Source organism: Acinetobacter sp. 197 (assembly GCF_048148385.1).
GTDB lineage: Bacteria > Pseudomonadota > Gammaproteobacteria > Pseudomonadales > Moraxellaceae > Acinetobacter > Acinetobacter pecorum.
This window is the reverse complement of the sequence record NZ_JAYWZK010000006.1, coordinates 181,501-200,642: the sequence shown is the minus strand read 5'-3', so window position 1 is coordinate 200,642 and position 19,142 is coordinate 181,501. Positions and strand designations below refer to the sequence as shown.

Annotated in this window: 17 protein-coding genes; 10 read left to right on the top strand and 7 right to left on the bottom strand. The window is 43.5% G+C overall.

The genetic code is table 11. From position 1 onward, the window contains the following. Positions 1–626: thioredoxin family protein (locus tag VXQ11_RS08230; protein WP_416705800.1), on the bottom strand; the 626-nt coding region annotated here is incomplete at its 3' end. Between the two features lie 233 nt (positions 627–859). Here VXQ11_RS08230 and VXQ11_RS08225 point away from each other — a divergent pair. After that, entirely contained in the window at positions 860–1,078 is a 219-nt protein-coding gene (locus VXQ11_RS08225) for a DUF1653 domain-containing protein (protein ID WP_034436473.1), read from the top strand. 24 nt (positions 1,079–1,102) lie between these two features. Beyond that, positions 1,103–1,693, top strand: coding sequence for an O-methyltransferase (locus VXQ11_RS08220; protein WP_416705805.1), 591 nt, complete (start codon positions 1,103–1,105; stop codon positions 1,691–1,693). A gap of 12 nt (positions 1,694–1,705) precedes the next feature. Here the strand turns inward: VXQ11_RS08220 and VXQ11_RS08215 are convergent, their stop codons facing one another. Beyond that, entirely contained in the window at positions 1,706–1,912 is a 207-nt protein-coding gene (locus VXQ11_RS08215; RefSeq protein WP_004278917.1) for a KTSC domain-containing protein, read from the bottom strand. A 273-nt stretch (positions 1,913–2,185) separates the two neighbouring features. After that, positions 2,186–2,749 (bottom strand): alkyl hydroperoxide reductase subunit C, encoded by a 564-nt coding sequence (ahpC, locus tag VXQ11_RS08210; RefSeq protein WP_004278916.1) that lies wholly within the window; start codon positions 2,747–2,749, stop codon positions 2,186–2,188. Positions 2,750–3,238: 489 nt separating this feature from the next. Between ahpC and hrpA the strand changes: the two genes are divergently transcribed. The 5 genes from hrpA to VXQ11_RS08185 all read left to right on the top strand — a co-directional run bounded on the left by hrpA (position 3,239) and on the right by VXQ11_RS08185 (position 13,070). After that, positions 3,239–7,162 (top strand): ATP-dependent RNA helicase HrpA, encoded by a 3,924-nt coding sequence (gene hrpA, locus VXQ11_RS08205; RefSeq protein ID WP_416705799.1) that lies wholly within the window; start codon positions 3,239–3,241, stop codon positions 7,160–7,162. Positions 7,163–7,192: 30 nt separating this feature from the next. After that, a complete protein-coding gene (locus tag VXQ11_RS08200; RefSeq protein WP_074383265.1) occupies positions 7,193–8,302 on the top strand; it encodes a beta-ketoacyl-ACP synthase III in 1,110 nt (369 codons plus the stop codon). Positions 8,303–8,316: 14 nt separating this feature from the next. Then, positions 8,317–9,072, top strand: coding sequence for a 1-acyl-sn-glycerol-3-phosphate acyltransferase (locus VXQ11_RS08195; protein WP_064096596.1), 756 nt, complete (start codon positions 8,317–8,319; stop codon positions 9,070–9,072). 188 nt (positions 9,073–9,260) lie between these two features. After that, a complete protein-coding gene (locus VXQ11_RS08190) occupies positions 9,261–11,267 on the top strand; it encodes a hypothetical protein (RefSeq protein WP_416680734.1) in 2,007 nt (668 codons plus the stop codon). 87 nt (positions 11,268–11,354) lie between these two features. Then, complete coding sequence (locus tag VXQ11_RS08185) at positions 11,355–13,070, top strand: AAA family ATPase (RefSeq protein ID WP_416705798.1); 1,716 nt, start codon at positions 11,355–11,357, stop codon at positions 13,068–13,070. Between the two features lie 252 nt (positions 13,071–13,322). On the opposite strand, the gene VXQ11_RS08180 is transcribed toward VXQ11_RS08185, so the two are convergent. After that, a complete protein-coding gene (locus VXQ11_RS08180) occupies positions 13,323–13,775 on the bottom strand; it encodes a DUF441 domain-containing protein (RefSeq protein ID WP_416705797.1) in 453 nt (150 codons plus the stop codon). Positions 13,776–13,915: 140 nt separating this feature from the next. Here VXQ11_RS08180 and VXQ11_RS08175 point away from each other — a divergent pair, with 140 nt between their 5' ends. After that, on the top strand, positions 13,916–14,623 hold the full coding sequence (locus VXQ11_RS08175) for a pseudouridine synthase (RefSeq protein ID WP_416705796.1): 708 nt from the start codon (positions 13,916–13,918) through the stop codon (positions 14,621–14,623). 40 nt (positions 14,624–14,663) lie between these two features. Here VXQ11_RS08175 and VXQ11_RS08170 read toward each other — a convergent pair whose 3' ends face one another. The 3 genes from VXQ11_RS08170 to VXQ11_RS08160 all read right to left on the bottom strand — a co-directional run bounded on the left by VXQ11_RS08170 (position 14,664) and on the right by VXQ11_RS08160 (position 16,575). Then, a complete protein-coding gene (locus VXQ11_RS08170; RefSeq protein WP_064102741.1) occupies positions 14,664–15,107 on the bottom strand; it encodes a GNAT family N-acetyltransferase in 444 nt (147 codons plus the stop codon). A 97-nt stretch (positions 15,108–15,204) separates the two neighbouring features. After that, positions 15,205–15,552 carry a type II toxin-antitoxin system RelB/DinJ family antitoxin gene (locus VXQ11_RS08165; RefSeq protein ID WP_064096590.1) on the bottom strand — a complete coding sequence of 116 codons (348 nt, stop codon included), beginning with the start codon at positions 15,550–15,552 and terminating at the stop codon, positions 15,205–15,207. Positions 15,553–15,666: 114 nt separating this feature from the next. After that, complete coding sequence (locus VXQ11_RS08160; protein WP_064096589.1) at positions 15,667–16,575, bottom strand: pseudouridine synthase; 909 nt, start codon at positions 16,573–16,575, stop codon at positions 15,667–15,669. 126 nt (positions 16,576–16,701) lie between these two features. Here VXQ11_RS08160 and tsaE point away from each other — a divergent pair, with 126 nt between their 5' ends. Further along, positions 16,702–17,181, top strand: coding sequence for a tRNA (adenosine(37)-N6)-threonylcarbamoyltransferase complex ATPase subunit type 1 TsaE (tsaE, locus tag VXQ11_RS08155; RefSeq protein ID WP_064096588.1), 480 nt, complete (start codon positions 16,702–16,704; stop codon positions 17,179–17,181). Then, positions 17,171–19,138 carry a DNA mismatch repair endonuclease MutL gene (gene mutL / locus VXQ11_RS08150; protein WP_416680728.1) on the top strand — a complete coding sequence of 656 codons (1,968 nt, stop codon included), beginning with the start codon at positions 17,171–17,173 and terminating at the stop codon, positions 19,136–19,138. The genes tsaE and mutL overlap by 11 nt, the downstream gene beginning before the upstream one ends. The last annotated feature ends 4 nt before the right edge of the window (positions 19,139–19,142 follow it).

Here is a 19,142-nt window from a genome sequence, read left to right as displayed (position 1 = left end):
TTGGCATTCAGCTTTTCAGCATCTCTGGCAGCTGCATTGCTATCCAGTTTGGCAATGATTTCTTCCAGTGTCATACGCCCCTGACCGATGTGCTGGTTGTCCTGAAATACCATCGGAACAGCCATGATCTTGCGTTCTTCGACTTCATCCTGGAAGAAGGCACCATCAATCATGGTGGCTGTGGTACCCGGGTTGTAGATCGCAATCAGGTTCAGTGCCTGAACCACATCCGGACAGTTATGGCAGCTTAAGGATACGAACACTTCAAAGTCGGATTGAATGCCCAGACTTTTAATAGACTCCAGCACTTCATCAGAGACTTTGGGTGCATAACCGGAAGTTTGCAGCAATGCCAGAATCAGGGAAGTAAACTCATGACCCATCGGCAAGCCTGCAAAGAACACGCGTGGCTGTTCACCGGCCTTGGCAATACCGAAACTTGGCACACGTTTGTTGCTGCCGTCAAAGCGGGCAGTCACCTGATCAGAAAGTGCCGCAATCTCTTCGACCAGTTCCTTGATCTTGGCTGACTTGTCAGAGCCATCAAGGGTAGCCACCAGTTCAATCGGGCCTTCAAGGCGCTCAAGTAAGGTTTTAAGTTGGGCAGAAGTATTTTGGTCTAACATTGCTAACGCCTCCAGAGGAGTAAATGTTTATTTGATACAGCCATGATAGGATAATCGATTGAATAGGTAAAACAGGTTGTTTTTATATAATCAATCGATTTTTTGGATAGCTTAAGAAATTCACTATCAATTTCAATTTCCTATATATGGATTAAATGGGAATTTTCAAGTAGTTTGCCGTCATGTTTGCTATTTTAGGTTAATATTTAGAATGTATTGAGGAGGGTTTAGTGATGGAATTACAACGCGGTATTTATCAGCATTACAAGGGCCAGCTTTATCAGGTGTTTCATGTGGCGACCCATAGTGAAACTGAAGAAAAACTGGTGGTATATCAATGTCTCTATGGGGATTATTCGATTTGGGTACGCCCTTTAACCATGTTCACTGAAACCATTACCACGAACGATGACCGGGAGGTGGAACGTTTTAAATTGATTCAGGCACTTTAAGCTAGCAAGACTCAGGGAAGAGAGATAATGAATCCAGATAAATTTGAAAAATTCATGCAGGAATTATATGAAAAATTTCATATGCATGATCTGAAGCAGAATGATCGACTACACCGATATCGCAATATAGAGCCCGAATCTGGCCAATTTTTATCTATGCTGATTCGTGCGCAACAATCCAAAAAGATATTGGAAATTGGTACGTCTACCGGTTATTCAACCTTATGGCTGGCTAAAGCTGCACGCCAGACTCAAGCCAAGATTACAACTCTTGAACTTGATGCAGAACGGGTTGATCAGGCCAAGCAATATGCGACAGAAATTGATCTGGCAGATGTGATCGATTTTAAAGTGGGAGATGCTCAAGTTTATCTAGAAGCAATGCTAGAAGGATTTGATTTTATTTTACTGGATGCCGAACGAGATGCGTATGTCAGTTACTGGCCACATTTAAGCCGGTTGCTCAAGATCAAAGGCGGTTTGCTGGTAGTCGATAATGTTGTTTCGCATGCAGCAGAAGTGAAAGAATTTATCACCTTAATTCAGCAAGACCCACGTTTTATTATGATGACAGTACCCATAGGCGCAGGTTTGCTGATGGTGGAGTTCCGTTAAAACGGATTTGTTTTAATCCATGCAAATTTTATTAAAATGCAAATTGTATTCGAGATATTTTTCTACGAATGCGGCTTTGTCTTGGCGTCTTAACAGGTTGTCATAAATAAATTCAGGTACGGGGTGATATAGCTCGGTATGGCCATTACTATATACAATTTTCAGGTGGCGACTTGAAGGATTGTATTTCCAAGAAATCACGGTAAGCAGTTTTTGCATATGCGTTCCTCCACTGAATATTTCTTATCTTGTCATTCGAACTTATGCTATGTGGTGCTAGAGATGTATAGCTGAATTGTAAGAATGGGTAAGGATTATGAGAAAGAGAAGCAAAAGATATGCCTGAATTTTTAAATAATTAAAAAAGAAAAAGATGGACGGAAATTTTTAAAGTCCTAATAAAATCCCGTATTGCGCTGACATAAAAGTTTAAACCATAAAAAACCACGCTAAAGAGCGTGGTTTTTTTGAATCACTTCAATCTAATTAAAATTAGATTTTACCTACTAGGTCGATTGAAGGAGCAAGAGTTGCATCGCCTTCTTTCCATTTAGCTGGGCAAACCTCACCTGGGTGAGCATGTACGTATTGAGCTGCTTTAACTTTACGAAGAAGTTCTTGAGCATCACGGCCGATACCACCAGCGTTGATTTCAACGATTTGGATTTTACCTTCTGGATCGATGACAAAAGTACCGCGATCAGCAAGGCCATCAGCTTCGATTAATACGTCAAAGTTTTTAGCAAGCGTCCAGTTAGCATCACCAACCATTACGTACTGGATTTTTTTGATTTCTTCTGAAGAATCGTGCCAAGCTTTGTGAGTGAAATGTGTGTCAGTAGAAACTGAGTAGATTTCAACGCCTAGTTTTTGGAATTCAGCGTAGTTGTCAGCAAGGTCACCTAGTTCAGTTGGGCAAACGAAAGTGAAGTCAGCTGGATAGAAGAATACAACAGACCATTTGCCTTTCAGGTCAGCTTCTGTAACTTCAATGAATTTGCCGTTTTGGAATGCAGTTGCTTTAAATGGTTTAACTTCAGTATTAATTAAGCTCATCATTGTCTCCATGATTGAGGTAGTCTTTGATTTTGAATAAGAGTATCGAAATTCTGGTGAATGCTAAAATGGTATTTTTACATTATAAATATCGGAAAAACCGAATTAAGTAAAAATGCTCCGCCTTAGCAAAATAACTTTGTTCACTTAGCAGCATCAAAATGATGGCCTGATGACAAAATTATCTCTTTTTCCTCACTCTAGCAAACATGATGTTGAAACCAAAAAATTCAAGGGTCATTCAGAAAAAAAGCATGTTTTCCGGAAATTAATTTAAATATCAATCGTAAATTCGGATTCATACTTAAATCTAATCATGTAGACAGATCTCAGGGAGATGATCATGCTGCCAGATTTATTGCGCTAAAATGAGTGAAATTAAACGAGTAACGTTAAATTGCCCAGTACTTAACAGAACTACGACTATCTGAAATCTGATGAACCAAGTAAAATAAACCTTTCCAGTTTTTTGATGTGGGTGTTTTCTCTGTGCAGAGTCATTTAAATGTAGATCAATGGGTAATGGCGCGTGACCGTCACCGTTTAAATCGACTGAAAAAGGGGAAAGACGCAAATGCCAAGCAGTATCAGGAATTATTTGAAAAATCCAATCTGAAAGTACGGCAACGGCTTGAGCATATTCCAAACATCAAGCTGAATCAGGATTTGCCGGTAACCCAGTATGCTGACAAGCTGATTACCGCGATTCAAAAGCATCAGGTCATTATTGTAGCGGGTGAAACCGGTTCTGGTAAAACTACCCAGTTACCGCAAATTGCCATGCTGGCTGGACGTGGCCTGACTGGAATGATCGGGCATACCCAACCGCGCCGACTGGCAGCACGCAGCGTATCACAGCGTATTGCTGAAGAAGTCGGTGAAAAACTTGGGGAATCAATCTCTTTTAAAGTTCGTTTTACAGAACAGGGTTCGCAAGATTCAATTGTGCGTTTGATGACAGACGGTATTTTACTGGCCGAACTGACGCATGACCGTTACCTGACCAAATATGACACGATTATTATTGATGAAGCGCATGAACGTTCGTTGAATATCGACTTCATTATGGGCTATCTGAAGCAGCTGTTGCCGCGTCGTCCTGATCTGAAAGTCATCATTACTTCAGCAACCCTGGATGTAAACCGTTTTAGCAGTTACTTTAATGGTGCGCCAATTTTTGAAGTGGAAGGCCGCAGCTTCCCGGTTGAGCTGCGTTATCGCCCGATCTCGGAAATGAGCATTGGCGGTAGTGATGATGACGAGTTTGATGACTTTGAAGAAAATCTGCCTCGCGCTGTGGTCAAAGCAGTCGAAGAATGCTTTCAGGATGCACAGGAAAAAGGCCATCCTGAACACGCCGATATCCTGATTTTTGCCAGTACGGAGCAGGAAATTCGTGAGTTACAGGAAACCCTGATCAAACACGGGCCACGCCATACTGAAGTATTAACTTTATATGCGCGTCTGGCGCTGGCCGAACAGCAGAAAATCTTTAATCCTTCTGGGGGCGGGCGACGTATTATTATTGCCACCAACGTGGCAGAAACGGCTTTAACCGTTCCGAATATCCGGTATGTGATTGATAGCGGTTTTGCCCGTATTTCGCGTTATAACTATCGTTCACGGGTGCAGCGCCTGCCGATTGAAGCCATTTCTCAGGCAGCAGCCAATCAGCGTAAAGGCCGCTGTGGCCGTATTGCACCGGGTGTCTGTATTCGTCTGTATTCTGAGGAAGACTTCCTGAGCCGTCCAGAGTTTACCGAACCGGAAATCAAGCGAACTAACCTGGCATCTGTAATTTTGCAGATGCAAAGTCTGGGGTTGGGTTCACTCGAAGACTTCGACTTCATTGAGCCACCAGATCATCGTCTGGTAAATGATGGCCGCAAGCTCCTGATTGAACTGGGTGCAATGGCTGAGAAAAATTCTCCTAAAACTGAAGATGATCAAGCAAATCCCTCTAAATCTCCCTTTGAGAAAGGGAGGCTTCAAAGCAGTGGCTTAACCAAGATCGGTCAACAAATGGCGAAAATGCCGATCGATCCACGTCTGGCCCGTATGATTCTTGGTGGTGCACATTTTGGGGCGTTGAATGAAGTGTTGGTCATTGTGGCAGCACTTGCAGTTCAGGACCCGCGTGAGCGTCCGGCAGACAAGCAGATGCAGGCGGATCAGAAGCATGCATTATTCCGTGAAGCCGATTCTGATTTCCTGTTCTATATCAAACTCTGGGAGACGCTGCATAATAACCGCGACAGCATGAGTGAAAATAAGCGCCGTACTTTTGCACGAAATCATTTCCTGAGCTGGTTGCGTCTGCGTGAATGGAAGAAAACTCATGAGCAGTTGGTGGATTTGGCTAAGGGCTTAAAACTGTCATTTAATGAAAAGAAAGCCAGTTATGAAAATCTGCACCGTGCCTTGTTGACCGGCCTATTATCATTTATCGCCAACAAGACCGATGAGCGTAATGTCTTTATGGCAGTACGTCAGCAAAAAGCACGGATTTTCCCGGCTTCTACCTTACACAAGACCAATACGCCGTGGGTGATGGCCTTTGAAATGGTCGAGACTTCCCAAGTGTATTTACGTACCCTTGCCAAGATTGAACCGGAATGGATTCTGCTGGCCGCACGTGACCTGCTCAAGCATCATTATTTTGAACCGCACTGGTCGAAAAAAGCCGGTGTAGTGAATGCCTATGACCAGATTTCCCTGTTTGGTCTGATCATTGAGCCAAAGCGTCCGATCAATTATGAAAAAGTTGATCAGGCAGCTGCACATGAAATCTTTTTACGGGATGCTTTAACCACTGGGCATTTAGGCATTACTCCACCATTTTTAAAACATAATCTGCTTAAACTGGAAGAAGTCGAGCGGGTAGAAGACAAGCTGCGCCGTCGTGACCTGGTCGTAGATGAAGAAACCATTTACCAGTTCTATGCTTCCAAAGTGCCGCCTGAAGTGGCCAGTCGGCGTAGTTTTGAAGACTGGCGTGCCACGGTTGAGCCTCAGAATCCGCGTTATTTATTTGTTGATGACGATGCGCTGTGGCTAAATGATCGTCCAACCACACAACAATTCCCGGACTATTTGCAGAATGGTAGCCTTCGTCTGGCTGCAACCTATCGTTTTGACCCGAGTCATGATGAGGATGGTGCGACAGTTAAAATTCCACTGCAAGCCTTGGCACAGGTCGATGAAGGGATCTGGTCATGGGGGATTCCCGGCTGGCGTCTGGAGCTGATTGAAGCATTACTAAAGTCTTTGCCAAAAGACAAGCGCCGTAATCTGGTGCCAATTCCGGATACTGCACGAAAACTCATGGCAAAAGTAGATGCGCAGGATTTACAGAAACATATTTTTAGTTTCTTGGCCTTCCAGCTGCGAGGCGAACAAATCACGGAGAAAGATTTCAGCTTTGACCGGGTAGACCAATATCTGTTGCCTTTTATTAAAGTGACTGATGAAAAAGGTCGTGTCATTGAGCAGGGCCGTGATCTTGCTGAGCTGAAAGCGCGCTGCCGGACTGAAACGCATAGTCCGGTCAAACAGCTTAAAGGTGAATTTACAACTTTCCCGGAAAGCTTTGTATTTGAAGCCTCGCAAAAAGTCACCGGTGTTGTGGTCAAGCAGTATCAGGCGCTGGTTCCGGCCAAAGCTTTTGCTGACTTGGAGCAGAAAGATGAATCGGGTGTAGTGATTCAGACTTTTAATGATCAGGCTGAAGCGGTCAAAAAACATCGTGAAGGAGTGATCCGACTGGTACATATGCAACTCGGAGACTTGACCCGCCAGTTGAAAAAACAGATTTCCAAACCTCTGGCGCTGGCTTATTCACCACTCGGTGACAAGGCACAACTGGAACAAATGTTAGTTTATGCCACACTGCAAATGTCCATAAATGAGCTTCCTGTCAATGCGCAAGAGTTCCAAAAGCTGGTAGAAGATGTAAAAAAATCTTTCTTAAGTCATGGGCAGGTCGCCCTGAAAGAGATCACGGATATTTATATCCAGTGGCAGGAAATCCGCCGGAAATTGCTGGTTTTAGACCATTCTGTGTTTGAAAAAAATATCAATGATATTGAAGATCAGCTTGATTTAATGAGCCTTTCTGATTTTGTTTATCGTAAACCGTCTGATGTCTGGATTGAATTTCCACGTTATTTAAAAGCCTTGATCTTGCGTTTAGAGCGCTTGCCCAATAATCTACAAAGGGACAATTCCGCCATTGACCAAATTGATCAATGGATGGAAAAATTATTTCAGTTTAAAGATGACCCTCGTCTGAAAGAATTGTATTTCATGGTCGAGGAGTTAAGAATCTCATTGTTTTCACAACCGATGAAAACAAAAGCACCCGTGTCTCCAACTCGCTTGCAAAAAGTATGGGATCGTCTTGGAATCAGTTAAGATATAGGTAATTCAGAGAAGGAGTTTTACATGGGCATCCGCATTACGGGTACGGGCTTATTCCATCCGGAACACGTCATCACCAATGAAGAATTAGTTGAAAGTTTAAATGCTTATGTGGAACTGTTTAATCACGAAAATGCTGACAAAATCGCTGCAGGCGAAATTGAAGCGCGTCGTGGTTCTAGTGCAGAGTTTATTGAAAAAGCGTCTGGTGTCCAGCGCCGTTATGTTGTAGAAAAATCAGGTATTCTTGATCCAAGACGCTTACGTCCAAACTTACGTGAACGTGCAGATGACGAAATTTCACTGCAAGCAGAGTGGGGTGTAATTGCGGCCAAGCAGGCGATGGAAAATGCCGGTGTGACCGCCGAAGATATTGATATCGTGATTCTGTCATGCTCGAATTTGCAACGTGCTTATCCGGCTGTGGCGATTGAGATTCAAACTGCTTTAGGAATCAAAGGTTATGCCTATGACATGAATGTGGCCTGTTCTGCAGCTACATTTGGTCTGAAACAGGCTTATGATGCGATCAAAGCAGGCGCACGCCGTGTGTTGCTTGTGAATGTGGAAATTACTTCTGCACATACCGATTTCCGTTCACGTGACTGTCACTTCATTTTTGGGGATGTTGCCACTGCCTCCATTATTGAAGATACCGAAACCAAGACCGGTTTTGAAATTCTGGATATTTCATTGTTTACCCAGTTCTCCAATAATATCCGCAATAACTTCGGTTTCCTGAACACGTCTGAAAATGCCGATATTGATGACAAGCGTTTCCGTCAGGACGGTCGCAAGGTATTTAAAGAAGTCTGCCCACTGGTTGCAAAAATGATTACTACTCAGCTTGAGAAAAATCATATTGCGCCAACAGAGGTGAAACGTTTCTGGTTGCACCAGGCCAATGCCAGCATGAATGAACTGATTCTGAAGCTGGTGGTGGGTAAGGAAAATGCCAAACCTGGTCTGGTACCGATTATTCTGAACGAGTTCGCGAATACCTCTTCAGCAGGTGTAATCATTGCCTTGCACCGTACTGCAAATGAAGTTGAAGATGGCGAATATGGCGTACTTTGTTCATTTGGTGCAGGCTATTCAGTCGGCTCAATTCTGGTACAAAAACACGTTGCATAAGCCAGGAGCATATTTTGCAGGTCAAACATGACGGGCAGTGGATTAGACGCTTAAGTGCCTTATCCAAACTTTATTTTACCCCTACTTTTTTAGGGGCCGAATATATTGATGCCAGTCGACCTGCAATGTATGTCGGTAATCATTCCATGTACGGAATCTTCGACTCTCCGATGCTGATTGATTATCTCTATAACGAACATAAAGTGGCTGTGGTCAGCATTGCTGATCATAGCCATTTTTATGTGCCCTTGTGGCGTGAAGCTGTGAAAAAATTTGGTGCTATTGATGGGACACAACATTATGTGCGTACTGCGATGCAGCAGGGCTATTCCATTCTGGTCTTTCCGGGTGGGGGTCGTGAAGTTTTAAAACGAAAAGGCGAGCAGTATCAGTTGATCTGGAAGCAACGTTACGGATTTTTAAAACTGGCTCAAGAGTTTAATTATGATATTGTCCCGTTTGCAGCGCTCGGTGGGGACGAAGTCTATGAGATTGGCTTTGATGCCAATAAGATTGTCCAGCACAAATATTTCCAGACACTCCTAAAGGTACCACAACTCAAAAAATTACTACGTCAAGGCGATGTAATTCCTTCTTTGCCCAAGCGACTGTTTCCCAAACGTCTGCCATTTTATTTTCAGTTTATGCCAAGACAATCGATGGCTCAGGTGCATACTCAGGAAGAGCTGATCGCATTTCGACAGAGTCTTCAACACCACATTTATACCGGTCTGGCCGAACTTAGCGTGCTGCGGCAACAAGGCCAATAAAAGGCGTTTTCTATTAAATCTGGACTGTTGGTCTACCATTGCGTATTATTTTTCAGCAATGAAAATCCATGACTGTTTTATAGTGCAAGTGATGCCATAATGTATCTTTAAGTGGGCCCTGATTGGCAATCAAGGAGTCAGCATGATCCAATATAAAAATAAGATGATCCTAAGATGACGAGGCGCGTATGGAACAGAATGGCTTGATAGCGCCTTTAAGTTTACTAGCACAACAATGTTTGCGGATTTCTCCAGAGCTAAAACAGCTTTATCTTGACCAGATGGCGATGATTGGTCAGCTGAATGCACAAAATTTATTAAAAATTCAGCAGGATCAGCATCGGATTGAATTGCTGGATGGATGGTTTTATATCCAGTTTCATACTCCGCCCGCATTAGACTCAGGAGCCGTGTCTACTTTGGTGGAACGTCAGTTTTATTTCCATAAAAGCAAGGCGGAAGCACTGGAGGAATTCTTTCTACAGGATATCTATTTCCTGACTGGAGATTTAAAATCCCAGCATTCACTATATTTGCGCGACAAAGCCAAGCAGTTACGCCAGCTCATTTTTGCTCAGGTGTATGCAGGGCTCAATGGCCCAGAACGGGTATTCGCATTTCTGCAGCAGATGTCGGCTGTTCAGGCTGAGATTATCGACCAGCAGCTGATCAAGGCGGGACTATACACAATACCTGTGATGCAAAACTTTGTGCAGTATGGGAATGAAATTCCACAGCAAATCCTTGAAAGCTTGCAACAGGCTTTTTCTTTGCAATATCTGCAGCAAGATGAATTTCTGTCCATCCAGTCATTGATGGATAGTCTGGATGAATTCTGTTTTAGTGCTACGCAATTTTTGCCTCCGGTAACATTCCGGATTATGTCATTGTCTTTTGAAGAGCGTTTTAACCTGCAGGAACTGATTGATCACACTGATGATATCTGCATGCTGTATCGGCATGCACAGGAGCAGAGCAACCTGCTCGGTTTTGTCCGTTTGATGAACCGCGAGGTCTGGCATCGGGATGATTTGTTATCTAAACGGAATTTCTTTGAAAATCATTCTTATTTATGGCAAAAAAAGGTGGCTCGATTGCCACTGTTTGACTGTCAGCGAGCGGTAAATTGGCTATTCAAGCAATCTGCTGAAGTGCTGGACTGGATCAGTAACAATATCCAGCATAGCAGTGTGCGGGTGGCGGTGACAGCCTTAAGTTTTGTAGATAGTCACCATATTCATCCACAGATTATTCTGGCGACCTTGCAATATTTTCAATATGTTTCGGCACGTCTGTTTATTCATAGCATACATGAATATGCGATCCAGCATGAATGGTTTCAGAGTGAGCATAATCAGTCATTTGTATTGAAAGGCACACGCCAATCATTTGATGATCAACGAATTGCGATTAGCCCCTCGATTCTGTATCTGGATGAATGGATGGAGTTGCTGCGCAATATGGCGAAAATGGATGATCAGCTGACTAAGAAAGTTTACTTGAATTTGAGCCGGGTGATGCAGGCGTATATGCAGCATCTATATAGGATCACCGCGCATCTTCCGGATGAAGTTTTGGCGTATATTCAGCCTCAAAGCCAGCAGAATCGTGACTTTTATACTGTTTTGCGGCGCTACCAGATTACCTTTACTGAATTCAGGCAGCTGTTTTATATGCACGGCGGGCATATGCGAGAGTCGGTATTTGACAGTTATGTGCGCGACTATTTGGTTGACTATTTTTCCAATCATAAACACATACCAAAAAACCTGAGCTGGAGCAGTTTGTTTAGTCAGGCGGTTGCCTGGCATGATCAGATTCAGAAGCAGGAAATTATTGCCAAGCTGAAAAAAGAATTTGCTTTGGCTCATTGGAAAACACGGACACAGGTCCCTTTCTTGTTATATTTCAACTGGCGTTTTGAAGAGCTGAAAACATTGGACCGGATTATTGAAGAAACCAAAATTTTCCGCAACTGCCTGGCAGCAAGTTACGCCCAACAAATAGTGGAAGGCCAGTATCTAGCCTTTCGTATGTCTCATCCTGCTGTACGCTTACCGCTGATGCTGGGCTGCCGTCTGGTCAATGGGCAGGTGATTTTTGATCAGCTGGAATATCCGAACAATCAAAAAGCAGAAGCTGAATACTGCAATATTGCCCAGCATTTTATTAACTGGCTAAACCTGCAGGCTTGACCAGATTCAGTCCTTTTATGTCCATGAAGCTTAACTTTTCCGCTAAAACTCGTTAGGCTATAGCCGTTCTTTTACGGTATGTCTTTTATGAAACAGGAAACTGCACTTAAGCTCTTAAAAGCAGGCGAAAATGTATTTTTAACCGGTTCTGCGGGTGCAGGAAAAACTTATACACTTAATCAATATATCAATTATCTGAAGGCCCGTAAGGTGTCGGTCGCGATTACCGCATCGACCGGGATTGCAGCAACGCACATGAATGGTATGACCATTCATACCTGGGCGGGAATTGGAATTAAGGACTTTTTGTCTGAAGAAGACTTAAAGCGCATGAAGGAACGTAAATACCTGAAAGAACATCTAGAAAACGCACAAGTTTTGATCATTGATGAAATTTCCATGCTGCATGCCAAGCAGCTTAATCTGGTCAATCAGGTACTGAAATATTTCAAGGAAAGTGATGAGGCTTTTGGTGGGATTCAGGTGATTGTTGCAGGCGACTTTTTCCAGTTGCCGCCCGTTGGTAAAAATGATGAACGCAACCGTGACAAATTCTGCTTTATGTCGGATGCCTGGGTGGAAGCCAAGTTTCGTGTCTGTTATCTGACCGAGCAGCATCGTCAGGGCAATGATTATCTGAATGATATTCTAAATGCCATTCGTGCACAGGCAATTAATCATGAACATCGTACAGCGCTTCAGGCCACACGCCAGCAGGATATCGGCGAAACCTATACACGGCTTTATACCCATAATATGGATGTGGACAGTATTAACTTCAAACATCTGAATGAAATTGACAATGATCCGCGCCAGTTTGATGCGCAGTGTGATGGCAATGACAAGCTGATCGAGACTTTAAAATCTTCAGTGCGTGCACCAGAGTCTTTAACCCTGAAAAAACATGCCAAAGTCATGTTTGTGAAAAACAACTTCGATATGGGCTATATCAACGGCAGTCTGGGTGAAGTCATTGGCTTTGAAGAAGATGATGAATATGGTGTGCTACCGAAAGTCAAACTGACGGATGGAACTACATTAATCGTGGAGCCTGAAACCTGGTCAGTCGACAATGAAGCAGGTAAAACCATTGCCAGTTTCCAGCAGATTCCATTACGTCTGGCCTGGGCGATTACCATTCATAAATCCCAAGGAATGACTCTGGAAGCTGCCGAGATTGACCTGAGCCATACTTTTGAAAAGGGTCAGGGGTACGTAGCGCTATCGCGGTTAAAAAGCTTGAATGGCTTACGTTTAAAAGGTTTTAATGAGCAGGCTTTAGAGCTCGATACTCTGGCTATTAAGGCGGATCGCCGTTTTCAGGAACTCTCTGATGAAGCCGAAGCGAATTTTGACAATGTGGATCTGACTGTACAGCATAATGCCTTTATCCGGCATTGTGGTGGAACACTGAACGAAGTTGAAATCCAGCGCAATGAGAAGAAAATTGCCAAAAATGGTGGTAAACAAAGCTATGCTACTGCAACATTGGATGAAACGCGGGAATTGTTTGAAGAAGGTTATGAGATTGCCGATATTGCAACTGAACGTGGTTTGACTCCGGCGACCATCATTAACCATTTAGGCCGTTTGCATAAAGAGCAGGGGCTGGATATTTCAGTTGCCCATCCAGGTGAAGAAGTGGTGGAGCAGATTCGCAAGATTTATAAACGCCTGACCAAGCGTCAAAACTCGGAACATTTTAATGATGATGGTTCTATTAAGCTGCGTCCGATTGTGGAACTCACTACACCTAAAATGGCTTATGACCAAGTGCGTTTAGCCTTGCTGTTTGTGGAATAAGCTTAAATATTTCAGTCTATGCACTAAATTGAAAAATGATAGAAAGTTGGTCCTATCTTCTAAAATAAGGTTGAGCTGAATTGGATAACCTTGCACTGAGATGTCCATTTTTCTATCAATTAAAATTTGAGATACAGGTTGATGTCGGGTGACATGGAGGCCGTCGTGGATCTTTGGCGTTAGCAGATCAAACGCATAGGCAGCCTTTTAAAATTATTTGATTTTTTAATCTCATTTTTAAAACCCGATGCATTATCGTGTCCCAATCAATACCGATAAAATTCCAGCTGCAATTAAAGGGCCAACCGGAACACCGCGTAATACTGCTACGCCCGCTACTGTGCCTAACAAGAGTCCAGCCACTACATCTGGCTGACTTGACATCAGTTTCACCCCACGTCCGCCCAACCAGGCGACGAAGACCCCAATTGCGATGGCCAGCAAAGACTTCCAGCTCAGGAAAGATTTGAGAATACTTTCTCCTGAAATTTTGCCACTGGCAATTGGTGTCAGAACACCAATGGTCAGAATAATAATCCCGATATTTAAACCATGCGCCTGTACATAGGGCAACAAACTGCTGAGAGGCGTGATTTTTAAAACGATTAACACCGCTGCAGCAATGGTGACTGCACTATTATGGCTGAAAATACCGCAAGCCAGTAATACCAGAAGAACAATCAGATTCAGATCAAGTTGCGACATAAGTAGGAGAGATAGAGTGAAAAATAAAGCTATTGTAGAGCTTTTCAACACGTGATACCTAGAAAACAGCGGAAGAAACCAAATTCATGACTGATTCAGGATAGAATGCACAGGTCTTCACTTGATACAGGTATAAACAGATGCTATTGGAAAAAATGTTGCAGTCACAAGGTTTCGGCTCCCGCAAGCATTGTCAGCAACTGATTAAAAATGGTGCTGTTTCAATTCAAGATGAAGTGATTGACAACCCCAAACATAAACTGGATTTAAATAACTTGAATTTCGAGGTCTATGGTAAGAGCCATACCTATCGGGAAAAAGTCTATATCGCCTTAAACAAGCCACAAGGCTATGAATGTTCGCATCAGGCGACCCATCATTTTAGTGTGTTTGACCTGTTTGATGACATTCTGCTGAATCGGGGGATTCAGTGTGTAGGGCGTCTGGATCAGGATACTACCGGGCTGTTATTGCTGACTGATGATGGCCAATTCCTGCAAGCGCTGACTCATCCCAAAAAACATGTGGCCAAGGTCTATCAGATGCAAACTGCTGATCCAGTCACGGATGAACAGATTCAGCAATTAGAGCAAGGGGTCGAGTTAAGAAATGAAAAAGGCATTTTTGCAGCTACTGAAGTGACACGATTGGCTGAAAATCGTCTGCAAATGACTATCCATCAAGGCGTCTATCATCAGGTGAAGCGTATGCTGGTTGCTGTAGGCAATAAAGTTGAACAGTTGCACCGTGCACAGATTGGTGCTTTAGCTTTACCAGAACTGGCTGAAGGAGAGTGGCTGTATTTAAATGTGGAACAGGTGGCGCAGGCCAAATTCCGCTCTGAATAATAATTTTTTTATTCTCTTAAATTGGATTAAAAAATAAGACTTATTTTAGGAAACAGTGATGGGTTTGAAACTCATCGTCTCTAATAAATCCCATGGATTCATATAATTTGTGCGATTGATAATTGTTTTTTTGGGTTTCTAGGGTGATTCTTAAGGCCTGTTCATGTTTGGCAAATAAAATTGCGGTATCAATCAGTTGTCTGGCTGCGCCCTGACGCCGAAAAACCGGCGTGATATACACATCATCCAGAATATAATAGGTCGAGCAGGCTACCGAAGAAAAACCCAGATACAGGATAATAAAGCCGGCAAAGGTATCATCTTTGGTATTGATAAAAATAACAGTCTGCCCATCTTCAAAACGCTGTTTTAGAAATTGGTAAGAGAGTTCAGGATTGGAAGACGTACCATAAAACTGTCGATATTCATCAAATAATATCGCCAGCTGATTCAGGTCTGCTGACTGGGCGCGTCGTACGAGCATTGCATACTCCATGCTAATTTTTTATTGATTATCAGCATCAAGCATAGCGAAATTTATGAGTGGCAGGCTTTAGAAATTGTTTGGAAATGCAACAATGTTAAATTTTGTCGCTTTCACCCAAAATGGCATTCAGTTCTTCAAATAAATCAAGATGATCATCATCCAATGCAATCTCCTGATCATCCAGTAAATTCATGGCAGAACTGGAAAGCGCATTTTGCTCGGTTTTAGCTTCGTTTTGTTTCAGCTTGCGCAGTCGGATCAGCTGTTCCAGATTGATATTCTGGTTTTCAATCGAGAAGGGGATCGATTTGGTAATCACCACCTGCTTGAAAAAAAGACGCACAGCCTGAGCTGGCGTAATCCCCAATTGCTTAAATACTGCAAAGGCTTGTTTCTTCTCTTGCGAGTCCAAGCGAATTTGATAAACTTCAGTTTTTCTCATAATATTTTTAAAGCTTTAAATTACTTAACTTTTCGCCTTTATTCTAATCAATTATGTTTGAAATTCAATCTTAAAGCGACCGATTTTAGAAAATAATCTGTAATGACAAGCGATTTACAGTGTCAATTCAAGTTGCGAGCTGAAATTTAGGCTTTTTTGCGTGATCGGATCGATAAATTGAATATGTTTAGCCAATAAACTTAAAGGTGCAGAAAAATCATCTTCCGCCTTGTGCACTACCTGTGGATAAAAGGGATCATGACGGATCGGAATACCCAGATGATTCAAGTGCACCCGTAATTGATGCTGCTTGCCAGTATGCGGTTTCAACTCATATTTGGCCCATTCTGTGTTGTGTTCCAGCAGATCAATCGCTGTCTCGCTATTTGGCGTTCCGTCTAGCACGTGCATGGTATAAAAAGGCTGACCTTTTTGCATTCTCAAACGTGTGACCAATGGGAATTTTAAACTATGGTTATACGCCGCAATTGCATGATAGGTTTTTTGCACCTGCCGTGTAGCAAATAACTGCTGGTACAGGCCACGTGATTCCACACATTTGGAAATCAGGACCACACCTGCCGTTTCACGGTCCAGCCGGTGAATGGGCGTTAAATGCTCATTGCCGGTTTGCTTTTTAAGACGAACCAGTAGCGTTTCCTGCACATATTGTCCGGTCGGGCTCATGGTCAAAAAATGCGGTTTATCGACCACCATGAAATGCTCATTTTCAAATAAAATCTGATGTTGAAAAGGAACATGCACTTCATGTGCCAAAAAGCGGTAATAGAAACAGTGGCTATTGGCTTGAAATGGACTTTCTGTTGTTAATTGATTGCCTTGGGCATTATAGACCAGTCCCTCGTTGAAACGGGACCGCCATTCATCTGCTGTAATATGCGCAAATTGCGTGCATAAATAAGCAAAAACTGTCAGGGGCGCATCCGGACTGGCTGGCAAAAACACTTTACTGGCACTGACTCCATTCAGCATGGGCGGGTTAAATTCAACAGTCGGTTGCATGGCAGGCAGATTAACCTCTTAAGGAACAGATGCTGTGAAAAAATACAGTTTCTCACACGGGTGAATAGGCTTTTAAAGCGTGGCGATGCTATCATATTTATTCTTTTGCATCATGTCGTGAGTAATATGCCTTATTCATTTAGTGTCACTTTAAATCATGAAGACGATACCCAAAAACTGGCCAAGGTTCTGGCGGAAAATTTCCCTGCGGGAGTCGTGTATCTGATTGGTGACCTAGGGGCAGGAAAAACGACGTTAACGCGTTATTATTTGCAACAGCTGGGTCATAAAGGTTCAGTGAAAAGTCCAACTTATACATTGGTCGAACCCTATCAAATCAATGGTCAGGATATTTTTCATTTTGACTTGTATCGTCTCAATGACCCGTATGAGCTGGAATTGATGGGCATCCGGGATTATCTGGAAACACCGAATGCGCTATTTTTATTTGAATGGCCGTCCAAAGGTGGCGATGAAATTCCGCAAGCTGACCTGATTATTGAAATTTTAAAATCTGAAGATGAGCTCACCCGTACTGCAAGTCTGATTTCATCGAATCTTGCCTTACGAGAAGCTCTGGAGCGCCAATTCTCACATGTTGAATGATTTAAGTCTGCGCCGTATTCGTGCCCTTGATCCTGCACTTGCCAACCAGATTGCCGCAGGTGAGGTCATTGAACGTCCGGCTTCTGTGGTCAAGGAATTACTGGAAAACTCGATTGATGCGGGTGCGACGGAACTGATCATTCGGGTCGAACAGGGTGGTAGTACTTTAATTGAAATCATCGACAATGGACGCGGAATTCATTCCGAAGATCTAGCTTTGGCCGTGATGCGCCATGCTACCAGCAAGATCCAGAGCGCTGACGAGCTGTATGCGATTAGCAGTCTGGGCTTTCGTGGCGAAGCACTGGCGTCGATTGCTGCAGTTTCTCGCCTGACCATGATCAGCAGTCAAAATGACGAGGGCATCGGTTATCAGGTCGAAGTCAATGGCACGGCTTTTGATCATCAGGAAATTCAAGCGGTCGCAGCTTCGAAAGGGACACATATCCGGGTTCAGGATTTGTTTTTTAATGTGCCTGCACGGCGTAAATTCCTGAAAAAACCGGGCACTGAATTTGGTCATATCGAAGAAATTGTGCGCCGTATGGCGTTAACGCATTTTGATATCCGGTTTGTGCTGGAACATAATGAAAGCATCAAGCTGAATTTACCCGTGGCGGATAGCGGCGCTTTGCGTTTTCAACGGGTACAGCAATTGCTTGGCCGCCAGTTTACTGAAAATGCCTACTGGATCGATGCAGACAGTATCAACATGCGTTTGTCTGGCTGGCTTGGCCATCCTTCAGATGCACGTGCACAGGCTGATTTGCAGTATGTCTATGTGAATGGCCGGATTGTCAAAGACAAAACCATTTCTCATGCCTTGCGGATGGCCTATGACGGCATCTTGCATGGGCATCAGCATGCGGCTTATTTACTGTTTTTAGAAGTTGATCCAGAAAATGTGGATGTGAACGTCCATCCGACCAAGCATGAAATTCGCTTCCTGAATCAGCGTGAAGTACATGAGTTTGTGCGGCATTATGCCAAAGAAACGCTGGCACAATTCCAGACCGCAACTGCGGATCTGGCCGAAGCAATGAAACAGGATCAGCAGCCTGGCTTGACGGCCCCGCAACCACGTTATCAGGAACAGTTCAGTCTGCATCAGACTGCGCGTTCTCAGCCGCAGGTGGTGAGAACGACATCTGCCTTAAGTGAAAATGAAACTTCAGATGTACTGACCGATTTTGCATCTTCAGGTCCACAAACGGTGCATTATTCCCCAGATTACCGTAAATCTTATTCGGGTTCACAGCAGCTGAATAATGCCTTGCAAAATTATTTAGCTCCGCTGAGAGAAAGGTCGGAAACTGAAGTATTCAGTCCTGAGCAGTCTTTTCAGACACATGTAAAGGCCAAAGTGGATGAGCATCCATTGGGTATTGCCATTGCCCAGTTACATGGTATCTACATTCTGGCGCAAAATACCGAAGGTCTGATTATTGTCGATATGCATGCGGCGCATGAGCGTATCGTTTTGCAGCAGATGAAATCAGCCTGGGATAAACCTGAATTCTGGACGTCACAGCAACTGCTGATTCCAAAGGTCGTAAACATTAGCCGGATGCAGGCGATGCGGGTAGAAGAACTTAAGGAGCAACTAGCACGTTTGGGTCTGGAAATTGACCAGTATGGTGATGAGCAGGTCATTGTACGTGGTGTACCGGCTATTCTACACAAGGCCGATTTTGATGCCCTGATTCCTGAATTATTGAATGATTTAGATCCGGGTGATCAGGCACAAAGTCTATTGCAGAAGCGTGACCAGATTCTGGCAGGTATGGCCTGTCATGGTGCAGTGCGAGCGCATCGTATCCTGAGTTTGTCGGAAATGAATGCTTTATTGCGTCAGATGGAACAAACCGAATTTGCCAGTCAATGTAATCATGGCCGTCCAACCTGGCGCGCCTTTCCATTGGCTCAACTAGATAAACTTTTTGCTCGAGGAGAGTAGTTTT